The organism is Streptomyces albofaciens JCM 4342 (genome assembly GCF_008634025.1).
Classification (GTDB): domain Bacteria; phylum Actinomycetota; class Actinomycetes; order Streptomycetales; family Streptomycetaceae; genus Streptomyces; species Streptomyces albofaciens.
This window is the reverse complement of the sequence record NZ_PDCM01000002.1, coordinates 318,889-344,647: the sequence shown is the minus strand read 5'-3', so window position 1 is coordinate 344,647 and position 25,759 is coordinate 318,889. Positions and strand designations below refer to the sequence as shown.

The 25,759-nt window shown below is 72.4% G+C and carries 21 protein-coding genes and 1 pseudogene; 14 read left to right on the top strand and 8 right to left on the bottom strand.

Features of this window, described 5'->3' with window-relative positions; translation table 11 throughout:
- The first annotated feature begins 24 nt into the window (after positions 1-24).
- Entirely contained in the window at positions 25-990 is a 966-nt protein-coding gene (locus CP973_RS22405) for an LLM class F420-dependent oxidoreductase (RefSeq protein ID WP_150244273.1), read from the top strand.
- 119 nt (positions 991-1,109) lie between these two features.
- On the opposite strand, the gene CP973_RS22400 is transcribed toward CP973_RS22405, so the two are convergent.
- The gene (locus CP973_RS22400; RefSeq protein WP_150244271.1) at positions 1,110-1,355 is read right to left on the bottom strand and encodes a hypothetical protein; all 246 of its coding nucleotides are present in this window, start codon (positions 1,353-1,355) and stop codon (positions 1,110-1,112) included.
- A 34-nt stretch (positions 1,356-1,389) separates the two neighbouring features.
- Here CP973_RS22400 and CP973_RS22395 point away from each other — a divergent pair, with 34 nt between their 5' ends.
- On the top strand, positions 1,390-1,890 hold the full coding sequence (locus tag CP973_RS22395) for a VOC family protein (RefSeq protein WP_244409941.1): 501 nt from the start codon (positions 1,390-1,392) through the stop codon (positions 1,888-1,890).
- 126 nt (positions 1,891-2,016) lie between these two features.
- Positions 2,017-2,607 carry an FxsA family membrane protein gene (gene fxsA, locus CP973_RS22390; RefSeq protein WP_150244269.1) on the top strand — a complete coding sequence of 197 codons (591 nt, stop codon included), beginning with the start codon at positions 2,017-2,019 and terminating at the stop codon, positions 2,605-2,607.
- 681 nt (positions 2,608-3,288) lie between these two features.
- On the opposite strand, the gene CP973_RS22385 is transcribed toward fxsA, so the two are convergent.
- The 4 genes from CP973_RS22385 to yczE all read right to left on the bottom strand — a co-directional run bounded on the left by CP973_RS22385 (position 3,289) and on the right by yczE (position 7,165).
- Positions 3,289-3,672, bottom strand: coding sequence for an RNA polymerase-binding protein RbpA (locus CP973_RS22385; protein ID WP_003984999.1), 384 nt, complete (start codon positions 3,670-3,672; stop codon positions 3,289-3,291).
- 438 nt (positions 3,673-4,110) lie between these two features.
- The gene (locus CP973_RS22380) at positions 4,111-4,932 is read right to left on the bottom strand and encodes a glycerophosphodiester phosphodiesterase family protein (protein ID WP_150244268.1); all 822 of its coding nucleotides are present in this window, start codon (positions 4,930-4,932) and stop codon (positions 4,111-4,113) included.
- A 368-nt stretch (positions 4,933-5,300) separates the two neighbouring features.
- Entirely contained in the window at positions 5,301-6,230 is a 930-nt protein-coding gene (locus CP973_RS22375; protein WP_244409940.1) for an LLM class F420-dependent oxidoreductase, read from the bottom strand.
- 212 nt (positions 6,231-6,442) lie between these two features.
- Positions 6,443-7,165, bottom strand: coding sequence for a membrane protein YczE (gene yczE, locus CP973_RS22370; protein ID WP_150244266.1), 723 nt, complete (start codon positions 7,163-7,165; stop codon positions 6,443-6,445).
- Between the two features lie 100 nt (positions 7,166-7,265).
- Between yczE and CP973_RS22365 the strand changes: the two genes are divergently transcribed.
- Positions 7,266-8,768, top strand: coding sequence for an SCO1417 family PLP biosynthesis transcription factor (locus tag CP973_RS22365; RefSeq protein ID WP_150244264.1), 1,503 nt, complete (start codon positions 7,266-7,268; stop codon positions 8,766-8,768).
- A 432-nt stretch (positions 8,769-9,200) separates the two neighbouring features.
- Here the strand turns inward: CP973_RS22365 and CP973_RS22360 are convergent.
- Positions 9,201-10,889, bottom strand: a pseudogene (locus tag CP973_RS22360) (ATP-binding protein); the annotation flags it as partial.
- A gap of 61 nt (positions 10,890-10,950) precedes the next feature.
- A complete protein-coding gene (locus CP973_RS22355) occupies positions 10,951-11,145 on the bottom strand; it encodes a hypothetical protein (RefSeq protein WP_003985007.1) in 195 nt (64 codons plus the stop codon).
- Positions 11,146-11,595: 450 nt separating this feature from the next.
- Between CP973_RS22355 and CP973_RS22350 the strand changes: the two genes are divergently transcribed.
- The 6 genes from CP973_RS22350 to CP973_RS22325 all read left to right on the top strand — a co-directional run bounded on the left by CP973_RS22350 (position 11,596) and on the right by CP973_RS22325 (position 18,345).
- On the top strand, positions 11,596-12,474 hold the full coding sequence (locus CP973_RS22350) for a DMT family transporter (RefSeq protein ID WP_150244260.1): 879 nt from the start codon (positions 11,596-11,598) through the stop codon (positions 12,472-12,474).
- 75 nt (positions 12,475-12,549) lie between these two features.
- Positions 12,550-13,086, top strand: a complete 537-nt coding sequence (locus CP973_RS22345; protein WP_150244258.1) for a GNAT family N-acetyltransferase — start codon at positions 12,550-12,552, stop codon at positions 13,084-13,086.
- 444 nt (positions 13,087-13,530) lie between these two features.
- Positions 13,531-15,168, top strand: a complete 1,638-nt coding sequence (locus CP973_RS22340; RefSeq protein WP_244409939.1) for a DUF2079 domain-containing protein — start codon at positions 13,531-13,533, stop codon at positions 15,166-15,168.
- A 192-nt stretch (positions 15,169-15,360) separates the two neighbouring features.
- A complete protein-coding gene (locus CP973_RS22335) occupies positions 15,361-15,561 on the top strand; it encodes a DUF1918 domain-containing protein (protein ID WP_150244256.1) in 201 nt (66 codons plus the stop codon).
- Between the two features lie 378 nt (positions 15,562-15,939).
- Positions 15,940-16,170 (top strand): cold-shock protein, encoded by a 231-nt coding sequence (locus tag CP973_RS22330; RefSeq protein WP_003985015.1) that lies wholly within the window; start codon positions 15,940-15,942, stop codon positions 16,168-16,170.
- 249 nt (positions 16,171-16,419) lie between these two features.
- Positions 16,420-18,345 (top strand): SpoIIE family protein phosphatase, encoded by a 1,926-nt coding sequence (locus CP973_RS22325; RefSeq protein ID WP_150244254.1) that lies wholly within the window; start codon positions 16,420-16,422, stop codon positions 18,343-18,345.
- A 287-nt stretch (positions 18,346-18,632) separates the two neighbouring features.
- On the opposite strand, the gene CP973_RS22320 is transcribed toward CP973_RS22325, so the two are convergent.
- The gene (locus tag CP973_RS22320; protein ID WP_150244252.1) at positions 18,633-19,736 is read right to left on the bottom strand and encodes a hemopexin repeat-containing protein; all 1,104 of its coding nucleotides are present in this window, start codon (positions 19,734-19,736) and stop codon (positions 18,633-18,635) included.
- 429 nt (positions 19,737-20,165) lie between these two features.
- On the opposite strand from CP973_RS22320, the gene CP973_RS22315 reads away from it, so the two are divergent.
- From CP973_RS22315 to CP973_RS22300, 4 genes are all read left to right on the top strand, one after another.
- Positions 20,166-20,648 (top strand): DNA-binding protein, encoded by a 483-nt coding sequence (locus CP973_RS22315; RefSeq protein ID WP_150244250.1) that lies wholly within the window; start codon positions 20,166-20,168, stop codon positions 20,646-20,648.
- A 117-nt stretch (positions 20,649-20,765) separates the two neighbouring features.
- On the top strand, positions 20,766-22,904 hold the full coding sequence (locus CP973_RS22310; RefSeq protein ID WP_150244248.1) for a hypothetical protein: 2,139 nt from the start codon (positions 20,766-20,768) through the stop codon (positions 22,902-22,904).
- A 21-nt stretch (positions 22,905-22,925) separates the two neighbouring features.
- Positions 22,926-24,554, top strand: a complete 1,629-nt coding sequence (locus CP973_RS22305) for an ABC transporter substrate-binding protein (protein WP_150244246.1) — start codon at positions 22,926-22,928, stop codon at positions 24,552-24,554.
- A gap of 374 nt (positions 24,555-24,928) precedes the next feature.
- Complete coding sequence (locus tag CP973_RS22300) at positions 24,929-25,759, top strand: 2OG-Fe(II) oxygenase (RefSeq protein ID WP_244409938.1); 831 nt, start codon at positions 24,929-24,931, stop codon at positions 25,757-25,759.

Here is a 25,759-nt window from a genome sequence, read left to right as displayed (position 1 = left end):
GCATGATCGGGAAACTCGCGGCATATGGTGCAAATCGGCTACACGATGATGACTGAGCAAGCGGGCCCGCGTGATCTCGTCGACCACGTCGTCCGGGCCGAGGAAACCGGCTTCGACTTCTCGGTGACCTCCGACCACTACGCGCCGTGGCTGGCCTCCCAGGGCCACGCCCCGTACGCCTGGAGCGTGCTGGGCGCCGCGGCGCAGGCGACCTCCCGCATCCCGCTGATGACGTACGTGACCTGCCCGACCGTGCGCTACCACCCGGCGGTCGTCGCGCAGAAGGCCGCCACCCTGCAACTGCTCTCCGAGGGCCGCTTCCGGCTCGGACTGGGCGCGGGCGAGAACCTGAACGAGCACGTCGTCGGGCAGGGCTGGCCGGGCAAGAACACCCGGCACGAGATGCTCACCGAGGCCCTGGAGATCATCCGGGCGCTCTTCGAGGGCGGCAAGGTCACCTACCACGGCAACCACTTCGAGGTGGACGCCGCCAAGCTCTGGGACCTGCCCGAGCAGGCTCCGCCGATCGGCGTGGCCGTCTCGGGTGAGCGGTCCTGCGAGATCGCCGGCCGCCTCGCCGACCTGGTCATCGCGACCGAACCCAAGGGCGAGCTGATCAGCTCCTTCGAGAAGCACGGCGGCAAGGGCAAGCCGCGCGTCGGCCAGCTGCCCATCTGCTACGACCCCGACCGGGACGCCGCCGTCAAGCGCGCCCACGACCAGTTCCGCTGGTTCGCCGGCGGCTGGAAGGTCAACTCCGAGCTGCCGGACCCGGACGGGTTCGCCGGGGCCACCCAGTTCGTACGGCCGGAGGACGTCGCCGAGACGATTCCCTGCGGGGACAACGTGGACGACTTCGTCGAGGCGGTGCGTCCGTACGCCGAGGCCGGCTTCCAGGAGATCGCCGTCGTTCAGGTCGGCGGCGACCACCAGCGGGAATTCTTCGACTGGGCCGGCAAGAAGCTGCTGCCCGCGCTGCGGGAGCTGTAGCCCGGGCCGGAAACCGGACCGTGCGCCCCGCGGGGACGGCGCCGCCGCGCGTCCCCGCGGGCACGGGGAGCGGTCGCGGCGGCCGGGTCCGGTCCCGCGGGGGAGACCCGTGGGCCGCATCAGTCGGCGGGCTCGTCAGGGGTCGGCTCGTCGCTCTGCGCGTCGCGTGCGTGCGGCGTGCCGCGGCGGCCTGTACCGGAGACGTCGGTGTCGGGGACGTCCGTGTGCTCCTCCTCGTCGTCCCCGTCGTCGGGGCTGCGGCCCTCCCAGGGGTCCGGGGCGCCCCGCGGGTCCGCCTGCTGGTCCGGCAGGTCCCGGGGGATGGCGCTGCCGCCCTGTTCCGGCGTCTCGCTGCGCTTGTCCATCGCGTTCGGCCTCCTCGTGGGAATTCGGGAAAGGATGTCCGGTACGGGTGCCCGACGGCCGGGGGCGCATGCGTTCCGCGACGACCGGGAGTACGCGTACGACCAGGGGCCCGGCCAGCGGCATGACCAGGGGTTCGACCAGGGCCACGGACGGGAGGAGAGCGCGATGACCGAAGCGGCGCCGAAGGAGATGGTCGTGGTGCTGGACTGCGCCGACCGGAAGGTGCTCGCGGAGTTCTGGAGCCAGGTCCTCGGCTACCGGATCACGCGGACGACACCGCCGTACACCGCCCTGACCGACCCGGCCGGACGCCACCCGGAACTCCTGCTCCAGGAGGTGCCCGAGCCCAAGCGGGGCAAGAACCGCATGCACATCGACCTGCGGGTGCCGGCCATGGAGCCCGAGCTGAGCCGGGTGACGGCGCTCGGCGCGCGGGTGCTGCGCGGTCCGTTCGACGACGCGGGCTGCCCGACCACGGTGCTCGCCGATCCCGAGGGCAACGAGTTCTGCCTGATCGTCTTCGACGGTGGCTGAGGCGTCCGGGCGGACCGTGCGCGGGTGCGGGGATGGGCTCGCGGGCGGGTGCGGGGACCGGCCCGCGGGCGCCCGGAGGCGCACCCGCGGGCGGGCGCGGCGGCCGGGGCCAGGCACACTTGAGACATGACGTTCGCAGCCACGCCGCCGCCCCGGTCCCGCCCGCCCCAGCGCTCGCGCGCCCGCCGGTTCGTCCCCTTGGGCGTCGCCGCCTGGGTGGTGCTGGAGATATGGCTGCTCACCCTTGTCGCCGACGCTGCGGGCGGACTGACGGTACTTCTGCTGCTGGTCGCGGGGGTGGTCGCGGGCGGCTATGTGATCAAGCGGGCCGGCCGCCGGGCCTGGAAGAACCTCACCGAGAGCATGCAGCCGGGCGGCCCGGCGGCCTCCGGGGCGCCCGAAGGCGGCCCGGGGGAGTCGAAGACCCAGGGCGGGGGCAACACGCTGCCCATGCTCGGCGGCCTGCTGCTGATGTTCCCCGGCCTGCTCTCCGACGCCGCCGGGCTGCTCTGCCTCTTCCCGCCCACCCGCAAACTGCTCCACCGCCGTGCTGAGCGCCTGCTGACCCGACGGGTGCGCCACACCCCGGGCGGGCTCGGCGACGCCTTCCAGCAGGCCCGTATGCACCAGCAGGACGGCAAGATCGTCCAGGGCGAGGTGATCCGCGAGGACGAGCCGCCGTCCCCGCGCCGTGACGACCCCCAGCTGCCGCGCTGAGGAAGCGGTAACTGAGGGCGCAGGAGGGCGGATTGGTGCGGGAGGGCGGTTCGGTGCGGGAGGGTGGTCCGGCGCGGAAGGCGTACGCTGCGCGCGCGACGTGTGGCATTCCGTAGCGACGCCCCCCGGGGCCGCTCGCGAACCGGGTACGCGTACGGGTCCGCCGTACGGAAAAGCCCCGGCCAGTCGGGGGTACTGGCCGGGGCGGTCTGTGGGTGCGGATACCGATGGCGGTCGCCTCTCGGCGAAAGGCACCGTGGGGCTTCAGCCGAACGATCGTCCCCACGGGCGAATGGTGAGGCCCGGGGACACTGTCCCACCGGCACCCGCGAGGGGTACAGCGCTATGGCGGCGCGGATGATTCCGGGGGCCGGGAGTGACCTCGCGCACAGCCCGCCGGGGTCGCGGAGTGCGGAAACCGTCCCGCCGGGGTCGCGGAGTGCGGAAACCGTCCCGCCGGGGTCGCGGAGTGCGGAAACCGTCCCGCCGGGGTCGCGGAGTGCGGAAACCGTCCCGCCGGGGCCGCGAAGTACCGAAGCCGTCTCGCTGGGGTTGCGGAGTGCCGAAGCCGTCTCGCGGGGGCCGCGGAGTGCGGAAAGCGGCGGCCGGGCGTACGGAAACGGGCCGGGGCCACTGCGTGGTGCAGTGGCCCCGGCCCGTTCGCGGTCGCGCGTCCGTTTGTCAGGCGGACTTGCGACTGTTGTTGTTGTCGCGCGGGTGCACGGCAATGTTCATGGTGCCGGAGCGCAGGACGGCCAGCCGCTCGGCCAGCACCTCCTCCAGCTCCTCGCGGGTGCGCCGCTCCATGAGCATGTCCCAGTGCGTACGCGCGGGCTTGCCCTTCTTCTCCTCAGGGCCATCGCCATCCACCAGGAGGGCTTGTGCACCACATACCTTGCACTCCCACTCCGACGGAATCTCGGCCTCTACCGAGAACGGCATCTCGAATCGATGTCCGTTCTGGCATGCGTACTCCACCGCCTGGCGCGGGGCCAGGTCGATGCCGCGGTCGGTCTCGTAGCTGGTCACCACAAGTCGCGTGCCGCGAAGAGCTCGCTCACTCATGAATCGTGCCTCCCGGGCTTGTCGCCCACAGGACAGGTGTCGCTGTCGTCGTCATCCGGTCAACGTCCGGTCGGCGGTGAAGATTCCCGATACCGGGATATGTGCCCACCCGTCGCCCACCACCGCCTGATGGAGGCGCTGCGCGCCGCTGCCTTCCTTCGTGCCGCCCCTTGTTGTACCCACCAATGCCCGGTTTGTCACATCTGGCAGCAGATGTCACCCAGCGCTTTCCACAGTTCAGCGCGCAGTAACGGTCCGCCTGGTGAGCCAAAGGCGTACACTACCGGCCCGCAGCCGCCATCCGTAAATCAGGGTCCCCATCGCCGGGACCGCGAGGCTCTGGTAACGGCTCGTCAGAGCGGCGCCGGCCGCCCGCGGCGGACCACGGGGACCGCACTCCGCGGACCGGACGGGCCGGCCCCGCCCGGCATGCGGGCCTCACTCCACGGGCCAGGAATCCCGGGCGGTCAGCACCTTCCGCAGGGCCGCGACGTCGTCGGTCATGATCCCGTCGACCCCGAGGTCCAGCAGCGCCGCCATCCGCCGCGGATCGTTCACCGTCCACACATGCACCTGCAAATGCCACGCATGCGCGGCCCGGATCAGCAACGGGTCCACCACCCGGATCCCGGACTGCCGCTCCGGCACCTGCACACAGACCGCGTTGCGCCGGACCGCCGTCCCCAGCAGCCGGTCCAGGGGCACACCCCGGCCGTACGAGCGCATCCGCAGCCCGAGGACGCCGCGCGTCCCGAGCGAGGTCGCCAGCCGAGGACCGGCCAGCCGCTGCGCCCGCGCGACCCTGGCCTCCGAGAACGACCCGACGCACACCCGGTCCCAGGCGTCCGTACGGCGCAGCAGATCCAGCAGCGGCCGCAGCGCCGCCTCCGCCTTGATGTCGACATTCCAGCGGGCCTGCGGGAACTCCTCCAGCAGCTCCTCGAAGAGCGGCAGCGGCTCCCGCCCGGCCACCCGTGCCCGGCGGACCGCCTGCCAGGGGAGGCGGCCGATCGCGCCGCCGCTGTCCGTGACCCGGTCCAGCGTCGCGTCGTGGAAGGCCACGAGCCGGCCGTCCGACGTGGCGTGCACATCGGTCTCCAGGTAGCGGTAGCCGAGCGCCACCGCGTTACGGAAGGCGGCGGCGGTGTTCTCCAGCCCGTCCGCCGCGCCGCCCCGGTGGGCGAAGGCGAGCGGGGTCGGGTGGTCGAGGAAGGGATGCCGTACGGGGAAGCCGCGGCCGGTCAACTGCTGGGAGCGCATTGGCCAGAGGATATACAGGGCGGGTGTACGGCAGGACGGCAACCGGCCACGGGGTGGAGGCCGGGGCGGGTCCGGGGGAGAGACGGGGCGGGTTCGGGGGAGAGACGGGGCGGGTTCGGGGGAGAGACGGGGCGGGTTCGGGGAAGAGACGGGGCGGGTCCGGTGCGTGCGGGACGCGGCTTGGCCGTGATCGGCGGTAGCGGGGTGACGGCGCGGCCGTGACCGGCGGGAGCGGCGCGGCCGTGACCAGTTGGACGGCGGCGAGGCCGTACCGGTGTGCGCGGGACGGATCCGGCCCGCCGACCCCTCCGGCCCGCCCGGCCCCTCCGGCCCCTCGGACCCGTCCGTTCCGCCCGTCCCGCCCGGCCTCAGCGCAGCGTCTCGCCCGGCAGGTCGAAGATCCGCTCGGCCGCGGTCTCCAGCTGGGCGAGGTCGTGCCGGGGGCTCTCCTCCGGCGGGACCGGCCCGGCGTAGCTCGACAGGAACGTGTCGAGGACGACGTACGGGACATCCAGCTCCGCCAGCGCCGCCAGGTCCGCGCGGACCTGGTCGACCGACCCGTGCCCCGGCAGGCGGGAGGCCGGGTCCACGGGCCGCTCCGTGAGGTGCAGCGCGATCCGGGGCGTCACCGCGGGCGTCGGGCGGCCGGCCGCCTCGGCCGCGGCCTCCAGGACCGGCAGCCGCTCGCGGATCGCGTCCGCGCCCAGTGTGTACGGGTGCCAGGCGTCCCCGAAGCGCCCGGCGCGGCGCAGCGCGGCGTCACTGAGGCCGCCGACCCAGACCGGCGGATGCGGACGGCGCACCGGGGCGGGCCCGGTGGTGATGTCCGAGTACGCGGCGTGCTCGCCGCGGAAGGACACGACCGGTTGCGTCCAGTGCTCCTTGATGCAGGTCAGGTACTCGTCCGTGATCCGCCCGCGGGCGGCGAAGTCGATGCCGAGCGCCTCGTACTCCTGCCGCGACCAGCCGACGCCGACCCCGAACACGAGCCGGCCGCCGCTGAACCGGTCCAGGTTGGCCGTCACGCGGGCGGTCTGGAGCGGATGCCGGTACGGGAGCACCACCACCGTGGTGCCCAGCTCGATGGTGGTCGTCCGCCCGGCGAGCCAGGCCAGCGTGGTGAACGGGTCGTAGAACGGCGCCGGGAAGACGCCCGCGACCTCCGGGGGCTGGGTCACATGGTCGGAGATCATCGCCAGGTGGTAGCCGAGTTCCTCGGCGCCGCGCACCCACGTCTCGATGCCCTCGGGGGTGGTGTCCGCCCCGTAGTTGAGGATGTTGACCCCGATCTTCACCATGCGCTCCCTCTGGTCGGTGCCCTCCCGAGGGCAGCAAAAGGCCAGCTCAGGAGGGCGGTTGACGCGGCGAGCCTAACAGTCGGCAGGGAGTCCGGAAGGGAGGGGGAAGGAGCGGGAAAGGGCGGGGGAACGGTGCGGGGGAACGGTGCGGAGGAACGGTGTCGGGATGGGGCGTACGGTGACGAACCGGCACCGGAGCACCGGAGTTGGACTCAGCCGTGGGTGAGCGGCGCGGGCTCGGGGGCGGGCGTGGACGACGCCACGATCCGCCCGCCCGGGCCGTCGATGGTGAAGAAGCGCAGCGAGAACTGGGCCAGCGGGCCGATGGCCAGCGCGTACAGCACGGTGCCCACGCCGACCGAGCCCCCGAGCGCGAAGCCGGCGGCGAGCACGGTGATCTCGATGCACGTCCGCACGAGGCGCAGCGGCCGGCCCGTGCGCTGGTGCAGGCCGGTCATCAGCCCGTCCCGCGGCCCGGGGCCGAAGCGGGCGGAGATGTACAGCCCGGTCGCCATGCCGTTCAGCAGGATCGCCAGGACCAGCAGCGGGATGCGGAAGGCGAGCGCCGAGATGTCCGGCGTGAGCGCGAACGTCGCGTCCATCACCAGGCCCAGGATCACGACGTTGGAGACCGTCCCCAGGCCGGGGCGCTGCCGCAGCGGGATCCACAGGAGCAGGATCAGCGCGCCGGAGACGATGGTGATGGTGCCGATCGACAGGCCCGTATGGCGGGAGATCCCTTGGTTGAGGACGCTCCACGGCTCCAGGCCGAGGCCCGCGCGCAGTTGCAGGCCCATGCTGAGGCCGTAGAGGACCAGCCCGGTATAGAGGTGGACGAGGCGGCGCGGTAGCCGCCGTCCGCCCGGCCGACCCGCTCGGGCGCCCTTCTCCCCGCCCTTGTCCTCAGTGGCCCCCGAGCGTCGCGTGCTGAACAAAATCGTCCCCCTCCTGGCATGATTGGACTGACGCGTGACACTCTGTGGCTCGGAGTTGATCAGATTCCATGGCCAATTCGCGAAAGGTGGACTGCTCACGATGGCGCAGTGGACTTCGGCGGTAGGCGCGTCGCAACTCGCCCGGCTGCTCCGGTCGCAGGACTCCCGCGACACCGTGACCCCGGCCGGCCGGCGGATCCCCGCCTACCGCGGCCTCGCGGACGGCGTACGCCTGCTCGTCCTGGAGGGCCGTGTGCCGGTCGCCGCCCGTCTGCCCGCGGAACGCGAGCTGGCCGCCGCGCTCTCCGTGAGCCGTACCACCGTCGCCGCGGCGTACGAGGCGCTGCGCGCCGAAGGCTTCCTGGAATCCCGCCGCGGCTCGGGCAGCTGGACCGCCGTACCCGCCGGGAACCCGCTGCCCACCCGCGGCCTGGAACCGCTGCCGCCGGAGGCCGCCGGCTCCATGATCGACCTCGGCTGCGCCGCCCTCCCGGCGCCCGAACCCTGGCTGACCCGCAGCGTGCAGGGCGCCATGGAGAGCCTTCCGCTGTACGCCCACACCCACGGCGACTACCCGGCCGGGCTGCCCGCCCTCCGCCAGGCGCTCGCCGACCGCTACACGGCGCGCGGCATCCCGACCATGCCCGAGCAGATCATGGTCACCACCGGGGCCATGGGCGCGGTCGCCGCCATCTGCCGCCTGCTCACCCGGCCCGGCGAACGGGTCGCCGTCGACTCCCCGTCGTACGCCAACATCCTCCAGCTGATGCGCGACGCCGGCGCCCGGCTGGTGCCCGTCGCCCTCGCCGACCGGCTCGCGGGCTGGGACATCCCCGCCTGGCGGCAGGTCATGCGGGACGCGGCGCCCCGCATGGCGTACGTCGTCGCCGACTTCCACAACCCGACCGGCACCCTCGCCACCGAGGACCAGCGGCGCCGCCTGGTGGACGCCGCCCGCGCGGCCGGTACGGTCCTGGTCGCCGACGAGACCATGGCCGAACTGCGCCTGGACGACGTCGAACTGCCCCGCTCCGTCTGCGCCTTCGACCCGGCGGGCAGCGCCGTCATCACGGTCGGCTCGGTCAGCAAGGCGTTCTGGGCCGGGATGCGCATCGGCTGGGTACGGGCCGCCCCCGACATCATCCGCAGCCTCGTCGCCGCCCGCGCCTTCGCCGACCTGGGCTCGCCGGTCATCGAACAGCTCGCCATCGTCTCGCTCCTGGAGGGCGACGGCTGGCAGCAGGCGGTGGAGATCCGCCGCGCGCAGGCCCGCGAGAACCGCGACGCGATCGTCGCCGCGGTCCGCCGCCACCTGCCCGACTGGGAGTTCAGCGTGCCGCCCGGCGGCCTCACCCTGTGGGCGCGCACCGGCGGCCTCTCCGGCTCCCGGATCGCGGAGGCGGGGGAGCGGCTGGGTGTACGGGTCCCCTCGGGCCCCCGCTTCGGCGTGGACGGCGCGTTCGAGGGCTTCGTCCGCCTGCCGTTCACGGTCAACGGCGCCGTCGCCGAAGAGGCCGCCTCCCGGCTGGCCGTCGCGGCCCGCCATGTGGCCCTGGGGGCGGCTGCGGGGGAGGCCGAGATGCCGCAGAGCTTTGTGGCTTGAGGGAGCTGGCCCGGGGTGGCCGTGGTCATCCGTGCGACCCCTGCGGCCCGGTCACGCGGGCTCGGACGGGACCGTGGCCTCCCGGGAGGCGGGCTGAGCGCTGGACGGGGCGGGAGCGACGCCACCGAAGAGCACGTCCACGCCGATGGCTTTGGTGGTGCGGGGGGTGTCGGCGGTGGCGGCCGGGGCGGTTGGAGTGGTTGTGGCGGACGGGGTGGCTGGGGCAGTCGTAGTGGTCGGGACGGCTGGGGCGGCCGTCCTGTCCGGGGCGGCCGTCCTGTCCGGGGCGGCTGTGCCGGCCGTAACGGCTCCATCGTCGGCGTCCTCCATGTCCGCCGTACGGTCCGTGTCTGCCGTACGACCCGTCTCCGCCGTACGACCCGTCTCCGCCGTACGGTCCGAGCCGGCCGTACGATCCGAGCCCGCCGTGTCCCCTGTGACCGTCGTGCCCATCGTGCCCCTCACGGCCTCTGTGACTCCTGCGGTCTCCGCGGTCTCCGCGGTCTCCACCGCCTCCACAGACCCCGCGGCCTCCGCAGCTCCCGCCGCCTCCGCCGCCCCCGCATCCGCCGTCCTGATCGTCTCGCTCCTCTCCTCGGGCGCCGGCCCCGCCATGGCGGCGCGTTCCGGGAGGAGGGACAGTACGGCCTGCCGGTGCGCCTCGCTCGTGGCGTCGTCGAACGGGTCGGGCGTGACCGGGACTTGGAGGCGGTGCACCGGGCCGCTGCCGAGGCGGGCGTAGCCGCGGCCCGGCGGTACGTCGGCGGCCGGCGTGGTGTGCGGCGGAGCCCCGAGCACCGCCTCCACCTCCTCCGGCGCGGCCGGTCCGAGCACGACCCGGGCCCGGGTGTGGGTGAGCACCGGCTCGCTCAGCATCCCGGCGCTGTCGATCTGGTCGGCCACCACCACCGTCACATACGCCGCCCGGCCGTGCCGCAGCGGCACGTGCAGCAACTGCTGCGGATCCTCCCGGCCCTCGGCCGCCGCCAGGTGGGCCAGCGCGGTCGGCCGGTCGACGATGATCCACAGGGGCCAGCGGATGTCGTCCGGGGCCTGCCGCCCGGCCTGCCGCGCGCGGTTGGCGGTGATCAGCCGCCGCTCGGTCTCGTGCGCCGCCCACTCCAGCGTCGCCATGGCCCCCGACAGCCCGGTCTCGACGCCCATGACGCCGGTCCGGCCCGCCAGGCACGCGTACTCGCCGGTGCCGCTGCCGTCGATCACCAGGACATCGCCGTGGAACAGGGCCTGGAGCGCGATGGACCGCAGCAGCGTCGTGGTGCCCGCGCCCGGCCGGCCGAGCACGAGCAGGTGCGGCTCGGTCGATCGCAGACCGGTCCGCCAGACCACCGGCGGCTCGTCCCGCGTACCGTCCCCGGCCGCCACCGGCAGCGTCCGCTGCACGGCGTCCGGGTCGGTGAACCCGAGGACGGTCTCCCCGTGCGTCGTCACGAACTGCTGCGCCGCGATATCGGTCGGCAGCGGAGGCAGTACCGACAGGGTCAGCTGGTTCGCCTCCTCGTTCCAGGCGAAGTGGTACTCCCGGCCGCGGCCCGACTTCGCGTACAGCACCTGCTCGATGCGGGCCCGGGACGCAGCGTCGCCGTCGGTGAAGTACGGCGGGTACTTCAGGGTGAACCTGGACGGCCGCCCGGCCTCGTCGAACTCGTAGTCGGTGAAGACGCTTTCCCAGTCCCCGTCGTGGGCGTACAGGGGAGTGGGGTCGCCCTCGATCGCGAAGTACGGCACCAGGGCCTCGTACAGCGCCCGCAACCGGTCGGTCTCCGCGTCCGCCGGACCGGCGGGCTCCTCCGCCGGCCGTTCCCGCCCCGCCCAGGCCGCCGCGCCCATGACCGTGACCAGCGCGAGCAGCGGTCCGTACGGCACCAGCACCACCGCCAGGACGCTCCCGACGGCCATGAACAGCAGCGTGCCCCGCCGGTCCTCGGGCGTGTCGGACCAGCGCCGCCGTCCGGCGGCCAGCAGGCGGCGCAGACCCCGGCTGATCACGATCAGCGGGTGGAACACGTCGGCGGCGCTGTCCGCGGCGCTGCGCGCGAACTCGCGGCCGCGGGCGACCGGCGCGCTGTCGGTCAGGATGCGGGGCAGTGGGCGCCGGGCCACATCATCTCCTGGTGGTTCGGGACGCGGATGTGCGGTGGGTGCGCGGGGGACGGGGCCGCGGTCAGAGCTTGAGGCCGCCCAGGAGGTTGGCCAGGCTGGCGCCGCCGGCCTTGATGCTCGGGGCGATCGCGGAACCCGCGAGGTAGAACCCGAAGAGCGCGCAGACGAGGGCGTGGGACACCTTCAGCCCGTCCTTGCGGAAGAACAGAAAGACGATGATGCCGAGCAGAACGACGCCGGAGATGGACAGAATCATGGGGTTCTCTCCTCGGTGGTGGGGACGGTCACCATGAGTCCTTCCAGCCTCACAGCAAGTACCAAGCCGCAAAAAGCTGCGAACGGGTGATTCAACGGGTAAACCCCCCACCCGGAGCAACCGAACTGTCCCGGCCCTCCTCGGGGCCACATAATTGCAGGTCAGGTCGTTGTCGGCGGCGGACGACAGTGAGGCGCGCGGGGAGTACGAGGGGCACGAGGCGCGCGGATCGAGGGCAAAACGGTGGGTGCGCGCCAGGAACCGTTCCCCCGACCACGGCCTCCGCCGTCACCCCTGACCGCGCGGTGCGGCGAAGCGCCCGTGGCACGGAGAGCCGATCGTGTGATCCTCGGCTTGTCGCGGTGGTGCGGTTCCGGTGCTGGCGGCGGGTCTGGCACGGTGGGAGCAGCGGCGGCCGGTGACCGCTGCGCCGGACCGCAGGAGCCCTTTGTGTCAGCCGTGCTCGCCGCGCTGTTCGCCCTGCTGACGGCCGCGGCCAACGCCACGGGCACCGTGCTGCAACGGATCGCGGCGCGCAAGGTGCCGCCCGGCGACGCGTTCAGCGTCCGGCTGGTCCGGCACCTGCTGCGCAGCCCGGCATGGCTGGGCGGCATCGCCGTCATCGTCGGCGCCGCGGCGTGCCAGGCGCTCGCCCTGACCCTGGGCTCGCTGTCCCTGGTGCAGCCCATCCTCGTCCTGGAACTGCCGTTCACGCTGCTCATCGCCTGCGCGGTGGCGCGGCGCCGGCTGCCCGCGATCGGCTGGGCGGCATCGGTCATGGTGGCCGCCGGGCTCGGTCTGGGGCTGGCCGCCGCCGCGCCGTCCGGCGGCAGCACCGAGGTCTCCGCCGGGAAGTGGGTCCTCACCCTGGTGGCCTCGGTGGGCGCCATGGCCGCGTGCGTACTGGCCGCTTTACCCCGGCCACGGGGCAAGGCGCGCGCCGCGCTCTTCAGCTCCGCCTCCGCGATCGGCTACGCGCTGACCGCGACGCTGATGAAGGCCGCGACCGACACCTTCGACCGGCACGGGCCGGGCGCGTTCTTCACCAGCTGGCAGACGTACGCCTTCGTCGCGGCGGGCGCGTGCGCGCTGTTCCTGCTGGCCAACGCCATGGAGTCGGGCCCGCTGGTGGCCTCCCAGCCCGCCCTCACCCTCGGCGAGGCGCTGGTCAGCCTGGCTCTCGGCATCGCGGTGTACGGGGAGGGGGTGCGTGCGGGATGGTGGCTGGTGCCCGAGGCGGTCGGGGCGGTCATGATCACCTGGGGCATCGTCGTACTGCCACGGGCCGATACGGAGGACGCGGAGGGGGAGGAGCCGTCCGCGACCTGACGGAGGGCCACCGGGGACGAGGGAACCCGCGGCACCCCGGAAAGAGGGGCCCCGGGACGAGGGGCGGAGCATGCGATGATCACCTGGCGTCGGCTCGCCGAAGACGACTTCCCGCTGCTGCGGTGCTGGCTGGAGCAGCCGCACGTGGCGCGCTGGTGGAACCACGAGACGTCGCCGGAGGCGGTGGCACGCGACTTCGGCCCGGCCGCCAGGGGCGAGGAGCCGTCGGAGGACCTGCTCGTCCTTCTCGACGGCCGGCCCCTCGGTCTCGTCCAGCGCTCCCGGTTCGCCGACTACCCCGACTACCGGGCCGAGTTGACCGCCCTGACCGAGGTGCCCGCGGAGGCGATGACGCTCGACTACCTCATCGGCGATCCGGACCGGGTGGGGCGGGGAATCGGTCCGCGCATGATCCGGGCGGTCGTACGGGCGACGTGGCACGACCACCCGCTCGCCCCGGCCGTCCTGATCCCCGTACCGGCCGCCAACCGGGCATCGTGGCGCGCCCTGGAGAAGGCCGGTCTGCGCCGCGTCGCGGAAGGCGAACTCGAACCGGACAGCCCCACGGCCGGCCGCGCCCACTACGTCTACCGCGCGGAACGGCCGGGGTGAGCGGAGAGGTCGTCGCCGATGCCGCCGATGTCGTACGGCCGGCGAGACCGCACCTCGACGGCGGTGTGGCGCCGGACGCCTCCCGCGGTGGACGCAACACCGTATCTAGACGGTATTCGCGGCGCGCGGCGACGGGTCCTCCGTCAGCGAGGACTGGATGCCGGTGGTTTTCGCGAACCTGCGGGACGGTACGCCGTGCGCATACGTGGCGATGCGGGCGGCACCGAAGGTGGGGTGAGGGCCGGGAGGAAAGGGTCGGGCGGAGGGCGGCGGGCAGGGCTGTATCTCCGGGGGCGTGGGGTGGTGCGGGCGGTGGCGATTCGGGCCGCTCGTACCGGGAGCCGGAGGCGGCGTCGGGCGGCTTCGCCCAGTGCAAGAAACAACGTCCGGAAATCGCTGCCTGGAACGTGCCGCTCCGCCAGTTTCGATCATTAAAGTGCGCTGGTGATCACCGAGCCGATCGTCATTCCGGAAAGAACCGGCCACCAGCACAGGTATTCCGGTCTTCTCGGCCTGCGCGGGAAACTCCGCACCCGTCTCCCCGCGTCCTGTGGGCCGACCCTGCTGTGTTTCGCCGTCACCTGTGCGCTGGGCCTTCAGATATGGCACACGGTGGGCGTGGGCGGATTCGATCTCGGCATCTTCGACCAGGGCGTGCGCTCGTACGCCCGGTTCGAGCTGCCGCGCTCCGCAATCAAGAACGTGCACCACGAGTTCCCGCCGCTGGTCTCCCTTCTCGGCGACCATTTCTCGCCGGTCCTCGCGCTGCCGGCCCCGCTGTACTGGGTGTGGGACGACCCGCGGACGCTGATAATCGCCCAGTCCGCGCTGTTCGCCGCCGGAACACCCGTGGTCCGCCGTATCGCCCTGCGCTGTTTCACTCATGCGGTACCGGCGGCGCGCGATCGGGTGGCCTTTCTGGCCGCCTTTTCCTATGCGGTCGGATGGCCGCTGCTGTCGGCGGCCCGTAACGGATTCCACGAGGTCGCCTTCGCGGTTCCGCTCACGCTCCTCATGCTGGAGCGCGGCCTCGCCCGGCGCTACGGCGCGGTGTGCGTCTGCGCCGCCCTCCTGTGCTTGACGAAGGAGGACCTCGGCCTCGTCGTCGGTATGTACGGCGCCGTCCTGCTGTGGCGCAACCGGCGCGGTGGCGGGGGCCGCGCCCGGCTGACGGGCGCGGCTCTCCTGGTGCTCGGGCCGGCCATGGTGGCCATGACGGTGGGCGTGCTGATACCGGCGATGGGCGGGCCCCGGCAGTATTACTGGAGTTACGGTCAACTCGGCGCCGACTTCGCCGGACTGGCGCAGCGCGCCGTCACCGACCCGGGCGCCTTCCTCGCCGTCGCATTCGGCACTCCGGTGAAAGCCGGGCTGATCCTCTGGCTGGTGGCCACGCTGCTGTTCCTGCCACTCGGCGCGGCCACCTCGCTGTGCGCTCTCCCGCTGATCGCCGAACGCGTTCTGTCGGACAACCCCAACCACTGGTCGGTGATCCACCATTACGACGCTTTCGCCTGGCCGGTCCTGCTGACGGCGGCGGTGGAGACCGCCGCGCGCGTTCACCGCGCGGCGCGGGGGAAAGGACGGGCGCTTCGGCGGCGGGTGGCTGTGGGCGGGGTGTGCGCGGTGGCGCTCAGCGCGGTGGTCGCCTGCTGTTTCGGCCTCGTCGCGCTGGTGACCCCGCATCGTTGGGTGCCCTCCGCGCGCGGCCAGAATCTGGCCGAGGCCGCCGACCGGGTACCGGACGGCGCGACGGTGGAGGCGGACAACAATGTCGCCGTACGGCTGACGGCGCGTACTCGTACGATGATTCTCGACGCGGTGCCGCGCGGCGCCGACTACGTCGTCCTGCAAAGCGCGGAGACCACTTTCCCGTTCACCGCGCCCGCGCAGCTGAAGCAGCGTCAGGAACTGCTTCTGGCGCACGGTTATCGCCGTATCTGGGCCAGGGGCGAGGCGGTGCTCCTGTGTCGGGTGGACAGGTCGGCCGTGGTTCCCGGCACGCGCGTACTCGGGCCGGACAGCACGCCGGTGAAAGACGCGCCCGACGCGTCGCTGGGCAGGAACCTGTTCACCGGCTGAACCGTGAATCCGGGCTTTCCTCTTCGGCGGTTCACGGTTTCGACGGTCCGTGGTGGGACGCAGCGGAATTCTGCCGCAACCACCTGAATGCCTCACGCCGTGCTCGTTTCACCGCTCTGCACGGGCCACTAGTGTTTTCCCCGGAACCACGGTTTTCGTCAGATGGTTCGGACTTCGCAGAGAGGGTGCCGCATGCACGCCAGTAAGGGTGACCGCCTGGTGGTCCACGGGCGGGCCGTCGGGAACAGCGACCGCGTGGTGGAGATCGTCGAGGTGCTGGGGAGGGACGGCAATCCGCCGTACCGGGTCCGGGCGGAGAATGGGCACGAGACGATCATGACGCCCGGTCCGGACAGCGTCGTGGACCACCGCCGGGACAGCGACCGCTCCTGAACGGACACCCCGGGGCGGCCGGCCGGGCGGCGCCGGTGCGGCCTCGGGCATGGACGCGGGCGCAGGGCACAGGCCCCCCGGGCGCGGGGCACACCCCCCGGCACGGGGCATCCCTCGGGCACGGGGCACACCCCCCCCGGGCGCGGGCGCGGCCGTCGGCAAGAGTCCGGCCACGGTCCGCCAGAGAGCCCCCGGCGCGGGCGCGGGCGCACCGGGCACCGGGCACAGGCTCCGGAGCGGAGACGCCGTACGCCTGGACGAGGGCCCGCCCGGGCGCCGGGTACGAGCTACGTGCGCCGGTGAGTGCGCTCCCTTAACCACCGGTGAGGGGGCACGCGTGTGGTGTACCGACCGCTCCGCCCGGCAGAGGTGATCGCTGTGCCCCATGGCATCGTCAAGTGGTTCGACCACGAACGGGGAGCCGGTCTGGTCGCCCAGAGCGGCGGCGGCCCGGACGTCCTGGCCTACCGTTCGGCGATCCAGGGGGCCGAGGGGGCCCGCACGCTGCTGTCGGGGGAGAGTGTCTCCTTCAACCTCGTGGAGGACTTCGAGGGGATCCGGGCGGAGAACATTTACCGCCTCCGGCCGCAGGACCGCTCCCCGTCCTGAACCTGCCTGCCGCGCCGGTCCCCGTTCATGCGGAATCGGGCGAGAAGTGGGCAGGACTCGGGCTGGTCACGTCCAAAAGTGAACAAACCCGTTGAGGCCGCACCGGGCATGCTCCAATGACCGCACCCTCCGCAGGCATGGGTCTGCGGGGACGGCGGGGACGTATGAGGGACCGGCCGCGGGTGCTGTGACGGCGAGGTGCCACATCCGTTGCCCGGGCCCGGATGCGTCATGCGAGGTGAGGCACCGATGACGGCAGTGGAGGCCCTGCGGAACGCCGCGGGCGAGCAGGAGTTGTTCCGGGGGCTGGTGGAGTGTTCGCAGGACGCGATTCTGATCAAGACGCTGGACGGGCAGGTCACGTTCTGGAACGCGGCGGCGCAGCGGTTGTACGGGTATCGGGCGCAGGAGGTGGTGGGGCGGCACATCGGGTTGCTGGTCCCGCCGGATCTGAAGGACGAGGAGGCGGAGCTGCTGGGGCGGATCGGGCGGGGGGAGCGGATCGAGCACTACGAGACCCGGCGGGTCACCGGTGACGGCCGGATCCTGGACGTCGACGTGTCGCTGTGGCCGATCCGTACGCGGCAGGGTGTCATCGAAGCGGCCTGCTCCATCACGCGGGACATCAGCGAGCGCAAACGTTCCGAGGCGCGCATCGACGAGCTGGCCGTGGTGGTGGAGTCCGCGCAGGACGCGATTCTGATCAAGACGCTGGACGGGCAGGTCACGTTCTGGAACGCGGCGGCGCAGCGGTTGTACGGGTATCGGGCGCAGGAGGTGGTGGGGCGGCACATCGGGATGTTGATCCCGCCGGATCTGAAGGACGAGGAGGCGGAGCTGCTGGGGCGGATCGGGCGGGGGGAGCGGATCGAGCACTACGAGACCCGGCGGGTCACCGGTGACGGCCGGATCCTCGACGTGGACGTGACGCTGTGGCCGATCCGCAACCGCAACGGCGTCATCACCGGCGCCTGTTCCACGATGCGCGACATCACCGAGCGCAAGAAGGCCGAACGGGAACTGGCCGAGCTGTACGCGCAACAGCGGCACATCGCGCTGGCCCTGCGCCTGATGGGCGCCTCCGAGCAGATCCCCGGTGCCCGCGCCGCCACCCGCTACCTGCCCTCCACCCAGGGGCAGGGGGTGGGCGGCGACTGGCTCGACCTGGTCGACCTCGGCGCCGGGCGGGTCGGCGTGCTCATCGGGGACGTCATGGGGCGCGGCCTGGACGCGGCCGTGGTCATGGGCCAGCTGCGCTCCGCGGCCCGCGCGCTGGCGCTGGCCGGAACGCCGCCGTGCGAGCTGATCCAGACGCTGGACACGTTCACGCGCGGGTTGCCGGAACAATTCGTCACCTGTACCTACCTGGAGGCGGACCCGGCGCTCGGCGAGGTGACCGCCTGCTCGGCCGGACACCTGCCGGTCTGGCTCGTCGAACCCGACGGGACGGTCGGCGAGCTGCCGGTGCCGACCGGCATCCCGCTGGGCGTGGGCGGCGTACCGCACCAGCAGGTACGCCTGCCCCTGCGCGCCGGTACGACCCTGGCCCTCTACACCGACGGCCTGGTGGAGAAGCCCCACAACGACATCGACGCGCAACTGGACCTGCTCGCCGCCACCTTGCGGGAGGTCTTCGCCGCCAAACCGGACCTGGAGGAAGCCGCCGACCGCGTCCTGCAGACGATGCTTCCCGACACCGCCACATACTCCGACGACGTGACCCTGCTGCTGGTCGGCTTCCCCGCCGCCCCGCTGGACACCGCGGAGATGAGACTGGCCGGCCGGCCGTCCTCGGTTCCCGAAGGGCGTCGTTTCGTGCGGCGGACGCTGCGGTCGTGGGGCCTTTCCGAGTTCGCCGACACCGTGCTGCTGCTGGCCTCGGAGCTGCTGACGAACGCGGTCTGCCACGCGACCGGGCAGCTGACGCTGCGCGTCTGGCACAGCGCCCGCGAGCTGGGCGTGGAGGTCTCGGACGGCAGCACGCCCCGGCCCCGGGCCCGGCTGGCGGACAACGCGGAGGAGAACGGCCGCGGCCTGATGCTGGTCGAGGCGCTGGCCGACGCCTGGGGCACCCGCCCCGGCCTGGCCGGCAAGACCGTGTGGTGCACCCTTCTGACGGCCCCGGCGCGGGCCGTCGGCGCCCCGTCACACGACCCGGCTGGGCTGTCCGGGTGATCGTCGCCGCGGTGCGCATGGGGGCATCCGGGGCGGGCAGTATCGACTCGCCTCGTTCCTCGGGGAAGACGAACGAGGCGCAGGCGGGCCGGGGTCGTTCGGCGGTGAAAGGCCGGTGACGACGGCGCCCCGGCCCGCCCCCCTCCAGAAGCGGAGGCGGAAGAGCGCAAGGCCGGTCCCCGCCGTGAGCACCCCGCGGCGGGGACCGGCCGGGCGCGGTACGGCGCCGGGACCGGTGACGGCCGGGCCACCGTCGGGGCTGCCGGCCGGGGCCGGAAGGCCGGGGGTCAGCCGGCCGGAGTGATGGCGATGTCGACGGTGACGTGGCCGTCGTCGCTGCTCACGGTGTAGGAGCCGTTGCCGGTGAAGTCCTTGGTGCCGCGGGCGAGGAAGTCGTCACCGCTGGTCAGGTCGTACTCGTCGACCCAGCAGGCGACTTTGGCGATGTCGTTCGCGGTGAAGGGCAGGTTCATCGAGGTGGCCACGCTGTTCCGGGTCGGGGTGGAGTTGCCCAGGTTCTTCTGGGTCCAGACGCGGAAGTGACCGCCGTCCTTGAGGTCCAGCGTGATCGCGCCGTAGGGCTCGGGCTCGTACTCGCCGGCGTTGACGAAGGTGATCCTGAGGTCGGCGCGCGCCTTGACCGGCTGGAAGGGCGGCGCGGGCGAGGCGGCGGCGAACTGGGTGCCCTTGAGGCCGGGCCACATGTCGGAGATGCCGCGCGCGCCGCTCAGCGGCTTCCAGTCGTCGAGGTCGAACTGGAGCACTTGGTCGCCCTTGACGAAGTAGCACAGCCGGCGTTTCGTCCCGGCCAGCACCGCGGGCGGAATGATCTGGTAGACCACCGCGTCGAGGTCCCGGTCGAGCCCGGCCTCCTTCAGTCCGGGCCACTTGGCGGCGATGCTGTAGGGGCCGCCGCTGACCCGGTCCGTGAGGCTGTCGTAGGTGACGAACTTGTCGCCCTTGAAGAAGTAGTAGGTGTCCACGGTCCCGAAGGGGACGTCCGCCTGGTCCAGGAACGCGGCGTCCAGGTCCCGCTCGAACCCGGCGTCCTTCATGCCGGGCCACAGCGGAGCGATCTCCAAGGGGCCGTAGAGGATCTGCTCGTTCGCCACGTCGTAGCGCACGTACTGGTCGCCCCGGAAGATGTACAGGTAGTCCTTCTCGATCGGCAGGTCCATCGCCAAGGGGTTGAGGCGCCACGAGAAGGGGACGGCCGCGTCGATGGCACCGGCGAACTGGGTGTCCCGCAGGCCCGGCCAGCCCGCGTCGATGGCCCGCGGACCGACGCGCACGACGTTGTCGGTGAGGCTGTAGAGCAGGTACTGGTCACCCAGGAACATGTACGTGTCCCACTTGAGCTGGGAACGGTTGAAGGTGGCCTGGATCGTCATGGATCCTCCAAGACGCCAGGGGCGGGGTGTCCGGCACAGCCCGGTTGCCGTACCGTGCTGCCGCCCGTCGCCCCGGACGCTAGGAGCGCCGACAGGCGGAGTCCAGGAGTCAGGGCGCCGTCGACGGCCGTGCCGTCGGCTTCGGGCCTTCCCGCGGGGGGCCGTGGGAACCGGCTCGGCCGGGGCCACGGACGCCTACCACGAGCTTTCCCGGACCGGGCGACCGCCGCTGCCGGATTTCGTACCGGAAGCGCGGAAAGACCGCAGAGCGGAATTGTCCGGTATCCGTACCTACCACGTCTTCCCCAACCCTCCAGCCCTTCCGGCGGGCCCCGGGTGGCACAGCCGTCTCCCCGTGCCCACCAGAGCAAACAAAGCGTTCACAATAAATCATTGACAGGCGACTGTACTGAACTCCATGCTCATCGCATGTCCTCGACACCCGAAACCCCTGAAGCCGCCGGCCCGGGCAACGCCCCGGGCACGGACCCCTTCTCGCTGCCGGACGCGCAGCAGGCGCGTGCCCAGCGGGTGCACGCGTCGCTGTTCCGGATCGCGGAGCGGCACGCGGCGACCGACGCACAGCGTGCGCGGCAGGTGCATCCGACGGTCCTCGCGCCGCACGAAGCCGTCCGGCTGGTGGCGTTCCTGATGAGCGGCGCGGCGCGGCGGGACGAGGGCGAACCGGAGGTGGACCGGGCGGACGTCACCGCGGCGCTGAGCCTGCTGCCGCTGGTGCGCGGGGAACTGGACGAGCTGGAGGCCGGACTGCTGCGGATGGCGCGGGGACGCGGCATGACCTGGCCCGAAGTGGCCTTCGGGCTGGGGCTGGGCACTCCGCAGGCGGCCCGGCAGCGCTACGAGCGGCTGGCCGGCCGGATCCGCGCCGAGGGGGAAACCGGGGAGGAATAACCGGGAACCGAGCCATGGCCCTCGGTTCGGCCGGGAGTATCTCTCCCTAAAGGCCGGAGTGCTGCACTAATCTGACGTGTCATCACAGCGGTACGGACAGAACGCCTCGGGGGGCCCGTGCCTGACGATCTCGGATTCGACAAGCTGCTCGATGACGACGGCTTGCTGGCCCGGCTGCTGGGCAAGACCCGCGCCGGACGCAACCGCAAGCCGCTCTACGGCCCGGACCTGCCCGTGGTCCTGCTCGTCGGCGGGCCCGGCATGGGCAAGGGGCGGCTGCTGCGGTGCGTACGCGGCGAGTTCGGCCGCCACATCCCGACGGCGCACGTGGACTGCGGCCTCACGGTGTACCGGGAGCAGGCGGAGCAGCAGGCGCGGACCCGCTCGGTGACGACCGAGGTGCTGCGCGAGGTGGCCCGGCAGTTCGGCGCGTGGCAGGGCGACGGCGGGCCGGTCGCCACACCGCGCCTGTACGCGGGGCTGGCGGCGGTCGCGGCCAGCGATCCGCTCGCCGACACGGCCACCCTGGTCAGCGAGGTGCAGCGGCACGACGGACTGCTGCCGCGCGGCTCCTTCTGGCGTGGCGTGCTCAACCGGGCGGGCCGGGCCTACGCGGGGGTCGTGGCCGGGCTGGTGGCCCACCCCGGGGCCGTGCCGTTCATCAACGCCGTGATCGACGAACTGCTCGCCCGCACCTCCCAGGAGGGCAAGGCCCTGCTGGCGGCGTGCTACGGCGAGTACACCGGCGCGGGCGGCCACCCCAAGCTGGGCCTGCACTCCCTGGCCTCGCACTTCCAGCAGGGCGGCGAGGCGCGGGAGGCCGCGGAGGGCTTCCTGTTCCGCGCGCTGCGGGAGGACATCGAGGCCGCGTACGTGTCGCTCTTCGGCCGCCTCTCCCGCGCGGGCCGCCCGGCCCTGCTCCTGGACCGTGCGGACAACGCCCTGGGCAGGCGGCTGCTGAAGCCCGTACTGGAAGACCGCGAGCTGGGGTTGTACGACCGGCTGGTCGTCATGGCGACCGCCCGGCGCGCGGACGGCGGACGGTTCCTGCACCACGTCGGGGACGCCGGTGACACGGGTGATGACGCGCCGGTGAGCTGGCGGCCCACCGACGGCGGGCTGCCCCGGTGGAGCCGCCCGGCCGGCGGCATACCCGGCCTCACCCCGCTGTCGCGGGGCGTCCTCCTGGTGCGGATGCCCATGCTGACCCGGGACCAGCAGTCGCGGGAGATCGCCCGGTTGCGGATGCAGCCGGCGCGGGGCGCCGACGCCGGGCAGTTCCGTATCGACACCGGCATCCACCGGCTGAGCGGCGGACGCCCGCTGTTCGTGTCCCGGCTGGGTGAGGCCACCGCGTCCCTGTCGTTGCGGGAACCCGACGACGGCACCGACTGGGCCCTGCTGAACGCCCGGGTGCGCGCGGGCGAGGAGGCCGAGGGCCGCCCGGTGGCGGACCTCCTGCTGGACGAGCTGATCGTCCAGCAGCCGCCGGAGGAACTCTCCCCCGAACAGCGCGGACACTGGCTCGACCTGCTCAGCCATCTGTCGGTGGCACACGACGCCGAATGCGCGCAGGTCCTGATGCGCGAGGTGCAGGCGGGCCGGGACGAGCGCCTGTCGGCGTACCGGATCGCCGAACTGCTCGGCGACAGCGGCTGGCCGCACTGTCCCCGCCACTTCATCGGCGACCTCGGCCTGCGCCGTCTGCTCATGCGGCGCCTCCACCGCATGCGGCCGGACGGTGCGGACTGGCGCGGCGATCACCTGCTGCTGCGGGACCACTACCGCGCCCTGGACGACGAGACCGCCGACGAGTATTTCGGCTCCGCCGCCGCCCACGGCATGCATCACCACCTGGCCGCCGGCGACGCCGACACGGTCACGGACTACCTCGACCGCACCTTCCTCACCCGCAGCGCGCGGGAGTGGTGCGTCGAACTGCTGGCCATCGCGGAGGCACCGCTGCTCGGCGGCCCCGACGACCGGCAGGCCCGCGCTCTGGGCGACGTCGAGATCGCCGGTGACGTGCGGCGCAAGCGCATCGACCGGCTGCTGCACGCCGTACGGCTCTGCGAGGACCGTACGCGATCCCTCGACGACGCGGTGGCCGACACCCTGCCCAAGCTGCTGGAGCGGCTCGGGGAGGAGCCCGCGGCGGGTGCGGGGACACTGACGCGCACGGCCCGCGACTTCGCCGACCGGCTCGCCACCAAGCAGCCGCTCAGACCGTGTACGTGCACGAGACACATCGGGTAGGGGACAGGGGAGGGTGCGGCGGTGCTGAACTGGCTGTACAACATGTTCTGGGCCACCTTGATCCGCAAGGTCTGCACGGTGCTCGTCGTACTGGCCGTCGTCGTATCCCTCGCGATTTTCGTCCCGGGACGGATCGGCGCGCCCGAATACTGCGCGGAAGGGGTCGAGCGGAGCGCCGGTGAATGCATCGGCGTCAGCGCCTCCGGCTACGACTTCGGGACGGCGGAGATCCGGGAGGTGGCCCATGCGATCGGCGAGGAGAACAGGCGTGTCTCCGAGCAGGAGAAGGACCTGGTCACCATCGCGATGATGCTGCCCCTGCAACCGAAGGCCGCCGCCGAACGCAAACAGCTCCGCAGCGAACTCCAGGGCGCCTACCTGGCGCAGTGGCGGGCCAACCGGACGGAGAACAAACCGCTGCTGCGCCTGGTGCTGGCCAACCCCGGCGCCGATTACGCCCAGCAGGGGAAAGTGGTGGACCGGCTCGCGGCGATGGCGGACTCCCCGCGCGACAATCTGCGGGCCGTCACCGGTTTCAATCTCAGCCTCGACAACACCAAGCTGGCCATCGACCGGCTGACCAACAAGCTCCACATCCCGGTGCTCGCCAGCCGGGTCAGCGCCGACGAGATCGCCAACGCCGACAACAGCGACGGCGATCTGAAGTATCCGGGACTGGCCCGGATCATTCCCACCAACCGGAAGCAGGCGGCCGCGCTCGCCAATTTCCACGGTGGGCTCCGGGACGCGGAGACCGTGCTGGTCAAGGACCTGCGCCCGAACGACATCTACGACGAATCGCTCGCCAAGGCGTTCAGCCGGCCGGAACCCGGCCCGCCCGGCCCGCAGGACCAGCCGTTCACCTCGCCCGGCATCAACGACCCGGGCGACACCGGAAACGACTTCACGACGATCGGGCAGAACATCTGTGAATCCGACGCGAAAGTGGTCTATTTCGCGGGACGCCCGGTCCATCTGCGGCTGTTCGCCCTGAAACTGGCCCAGGTGCCGTGCCACGGAAAGAAATACACCGTCGTCAGCGGGTCGGGCGCAGCGACGCTGGACCGGTACATGAGCGTGGCCGACTGGGAGAAACTGCGGGGCGGCGACGGGGGCGGGGCCACGGTCACCGTCCAGTACGCGGCCCCCGGCCACCCGAATGCCTGGAACGTGTCCCTGCGCCAGTGGGAGAAGGAACGGCGGGCGGCCACGGGCCGCGCGCCGGCGGCCGGTGACCGGCCGAGGTATCTGACGGAACCGCAGAAGGAGCTGCGGGAACTCCGCGGTCTGATCGACCGGCAGGCGGCGGGCGACATCGGGGAGGTGGACCTGGAGGATTCCCGGACGATGCTGGTCCACGACGGCGTACGCACCATCGCCGACGCCGTCTTCCTGGCCAATTCCCAGACCGCCGGCACGGTGCCGGCCCGCACCCGCGTCGCCGCCCAGTGGCCGCGGCTGGAGGCCCGCTACCGGGTGGTGGGCACCAGCGGCTGGATCTGCCTGACCAACGCGGGCAACGCCTACGACAAGCCGGTGGCCGTGGTGCAGCTGGACCCGGCCACCCGGCGCGTGGCGTTCGTCGGACTGGGCTGGCCGGAGAAGAAGCCGCAGCCCGCCGACTGCGTGGTGCCCAGCGGCACCGGCTGAGACGCCGGGAGCGGGCCGAGGGCGCCTTTCCGGGGCTTCCTTCATTTCCGCAGTTTGTCGGAAGGTCTTTCCAGTCGGAAGGTCTTTCCAGCGGCATCCGTCCATGGCCGGCTCCCGCGTTCCCTCAATGGGACGGGCCGGGCGCGAGTGTGGTGTGGCGGGCGGTCCGGTGCGGGAGTCTGGTCCCGGACGTGCCCGCGGTTTCCGGAAGCGGTGCGCACACGACCGGGAGCGGAAAGGGGCGGGGTTTTGCTCATATCCTCCGGCAACACCTCGGCTTTCCCGTCCCCGGGTCCGGAGGCGGTCGCGCGGTGAGGTGCCGGCGGCCGCCCGGAATTCTCCTTGCCGTGCACCGTCGAGTGGAGTGTGACGACGTGACTTCGACTGCCTCAGACCCGGGCGTACGCGGCGCGGGCGCCGTCTCCGAGGACGACGACTTCGCCCGCGAGCTGACCCGGGAATCCCTGCTGCGGCTGGCCCGCCGCGAGATCGCCGCCATTCACGTCCCCGGCTTCTGCGACCGCCGGATCGCCGGTGAAGTGGCCGGGAAAGCCATCCGGCACAAGGCGCTGGGAAATTATCACAAGAAATATACGAGCACGGTGGGGCGGGTGTTCATGCCGCACATCGACACGGCGTGGGACCCGGAACTGACCGCCCGCTACCACGACGCCGCGCTGCCCTCCATCAGCGCGGTGCGCGCCCTGTTCGCGCCCTACCTGTCCCCGGTGGACCACGTACGGCTGCTCCTTCAGGAGTGCTGGCCGTCCGGCGCCAACCTGCTGCGCCTGCGCGGCCGGCCGTGCTTCGTCGGCGCTCTGCGGGTGTTCCAGCCGACGACCTCGGTGTTCCACCCGCACAACGACCGCATCGAGCAGGAGACGGACGCCCCGGAGATCGCCGGGGTGACCGAGCAGCTGGTCGCCAACGTCTACCTCCAGGTGCCCGAGGAGGGCGGCGACCTCCAGCTGTGGCGACGGGATCCCACGAGCGCGGAGGCCCGCACCATCCTGGAGGTCGAGGGACTGGACCCGGCCACCGTGGAACCTCCCGTCCATGTGATCCATCCGCAGGCGGGCGACCTCGTCGTCTTCAGCTCCCGGATGCTGCACGCCGTCACCCCGGCCCGCGGCGGGCACCGGGTCGGCATGGCCGCGTTCATCGCCTGCAAGGGCCCCGGCGAGCCCCTGCAGTACTGGAGTTGA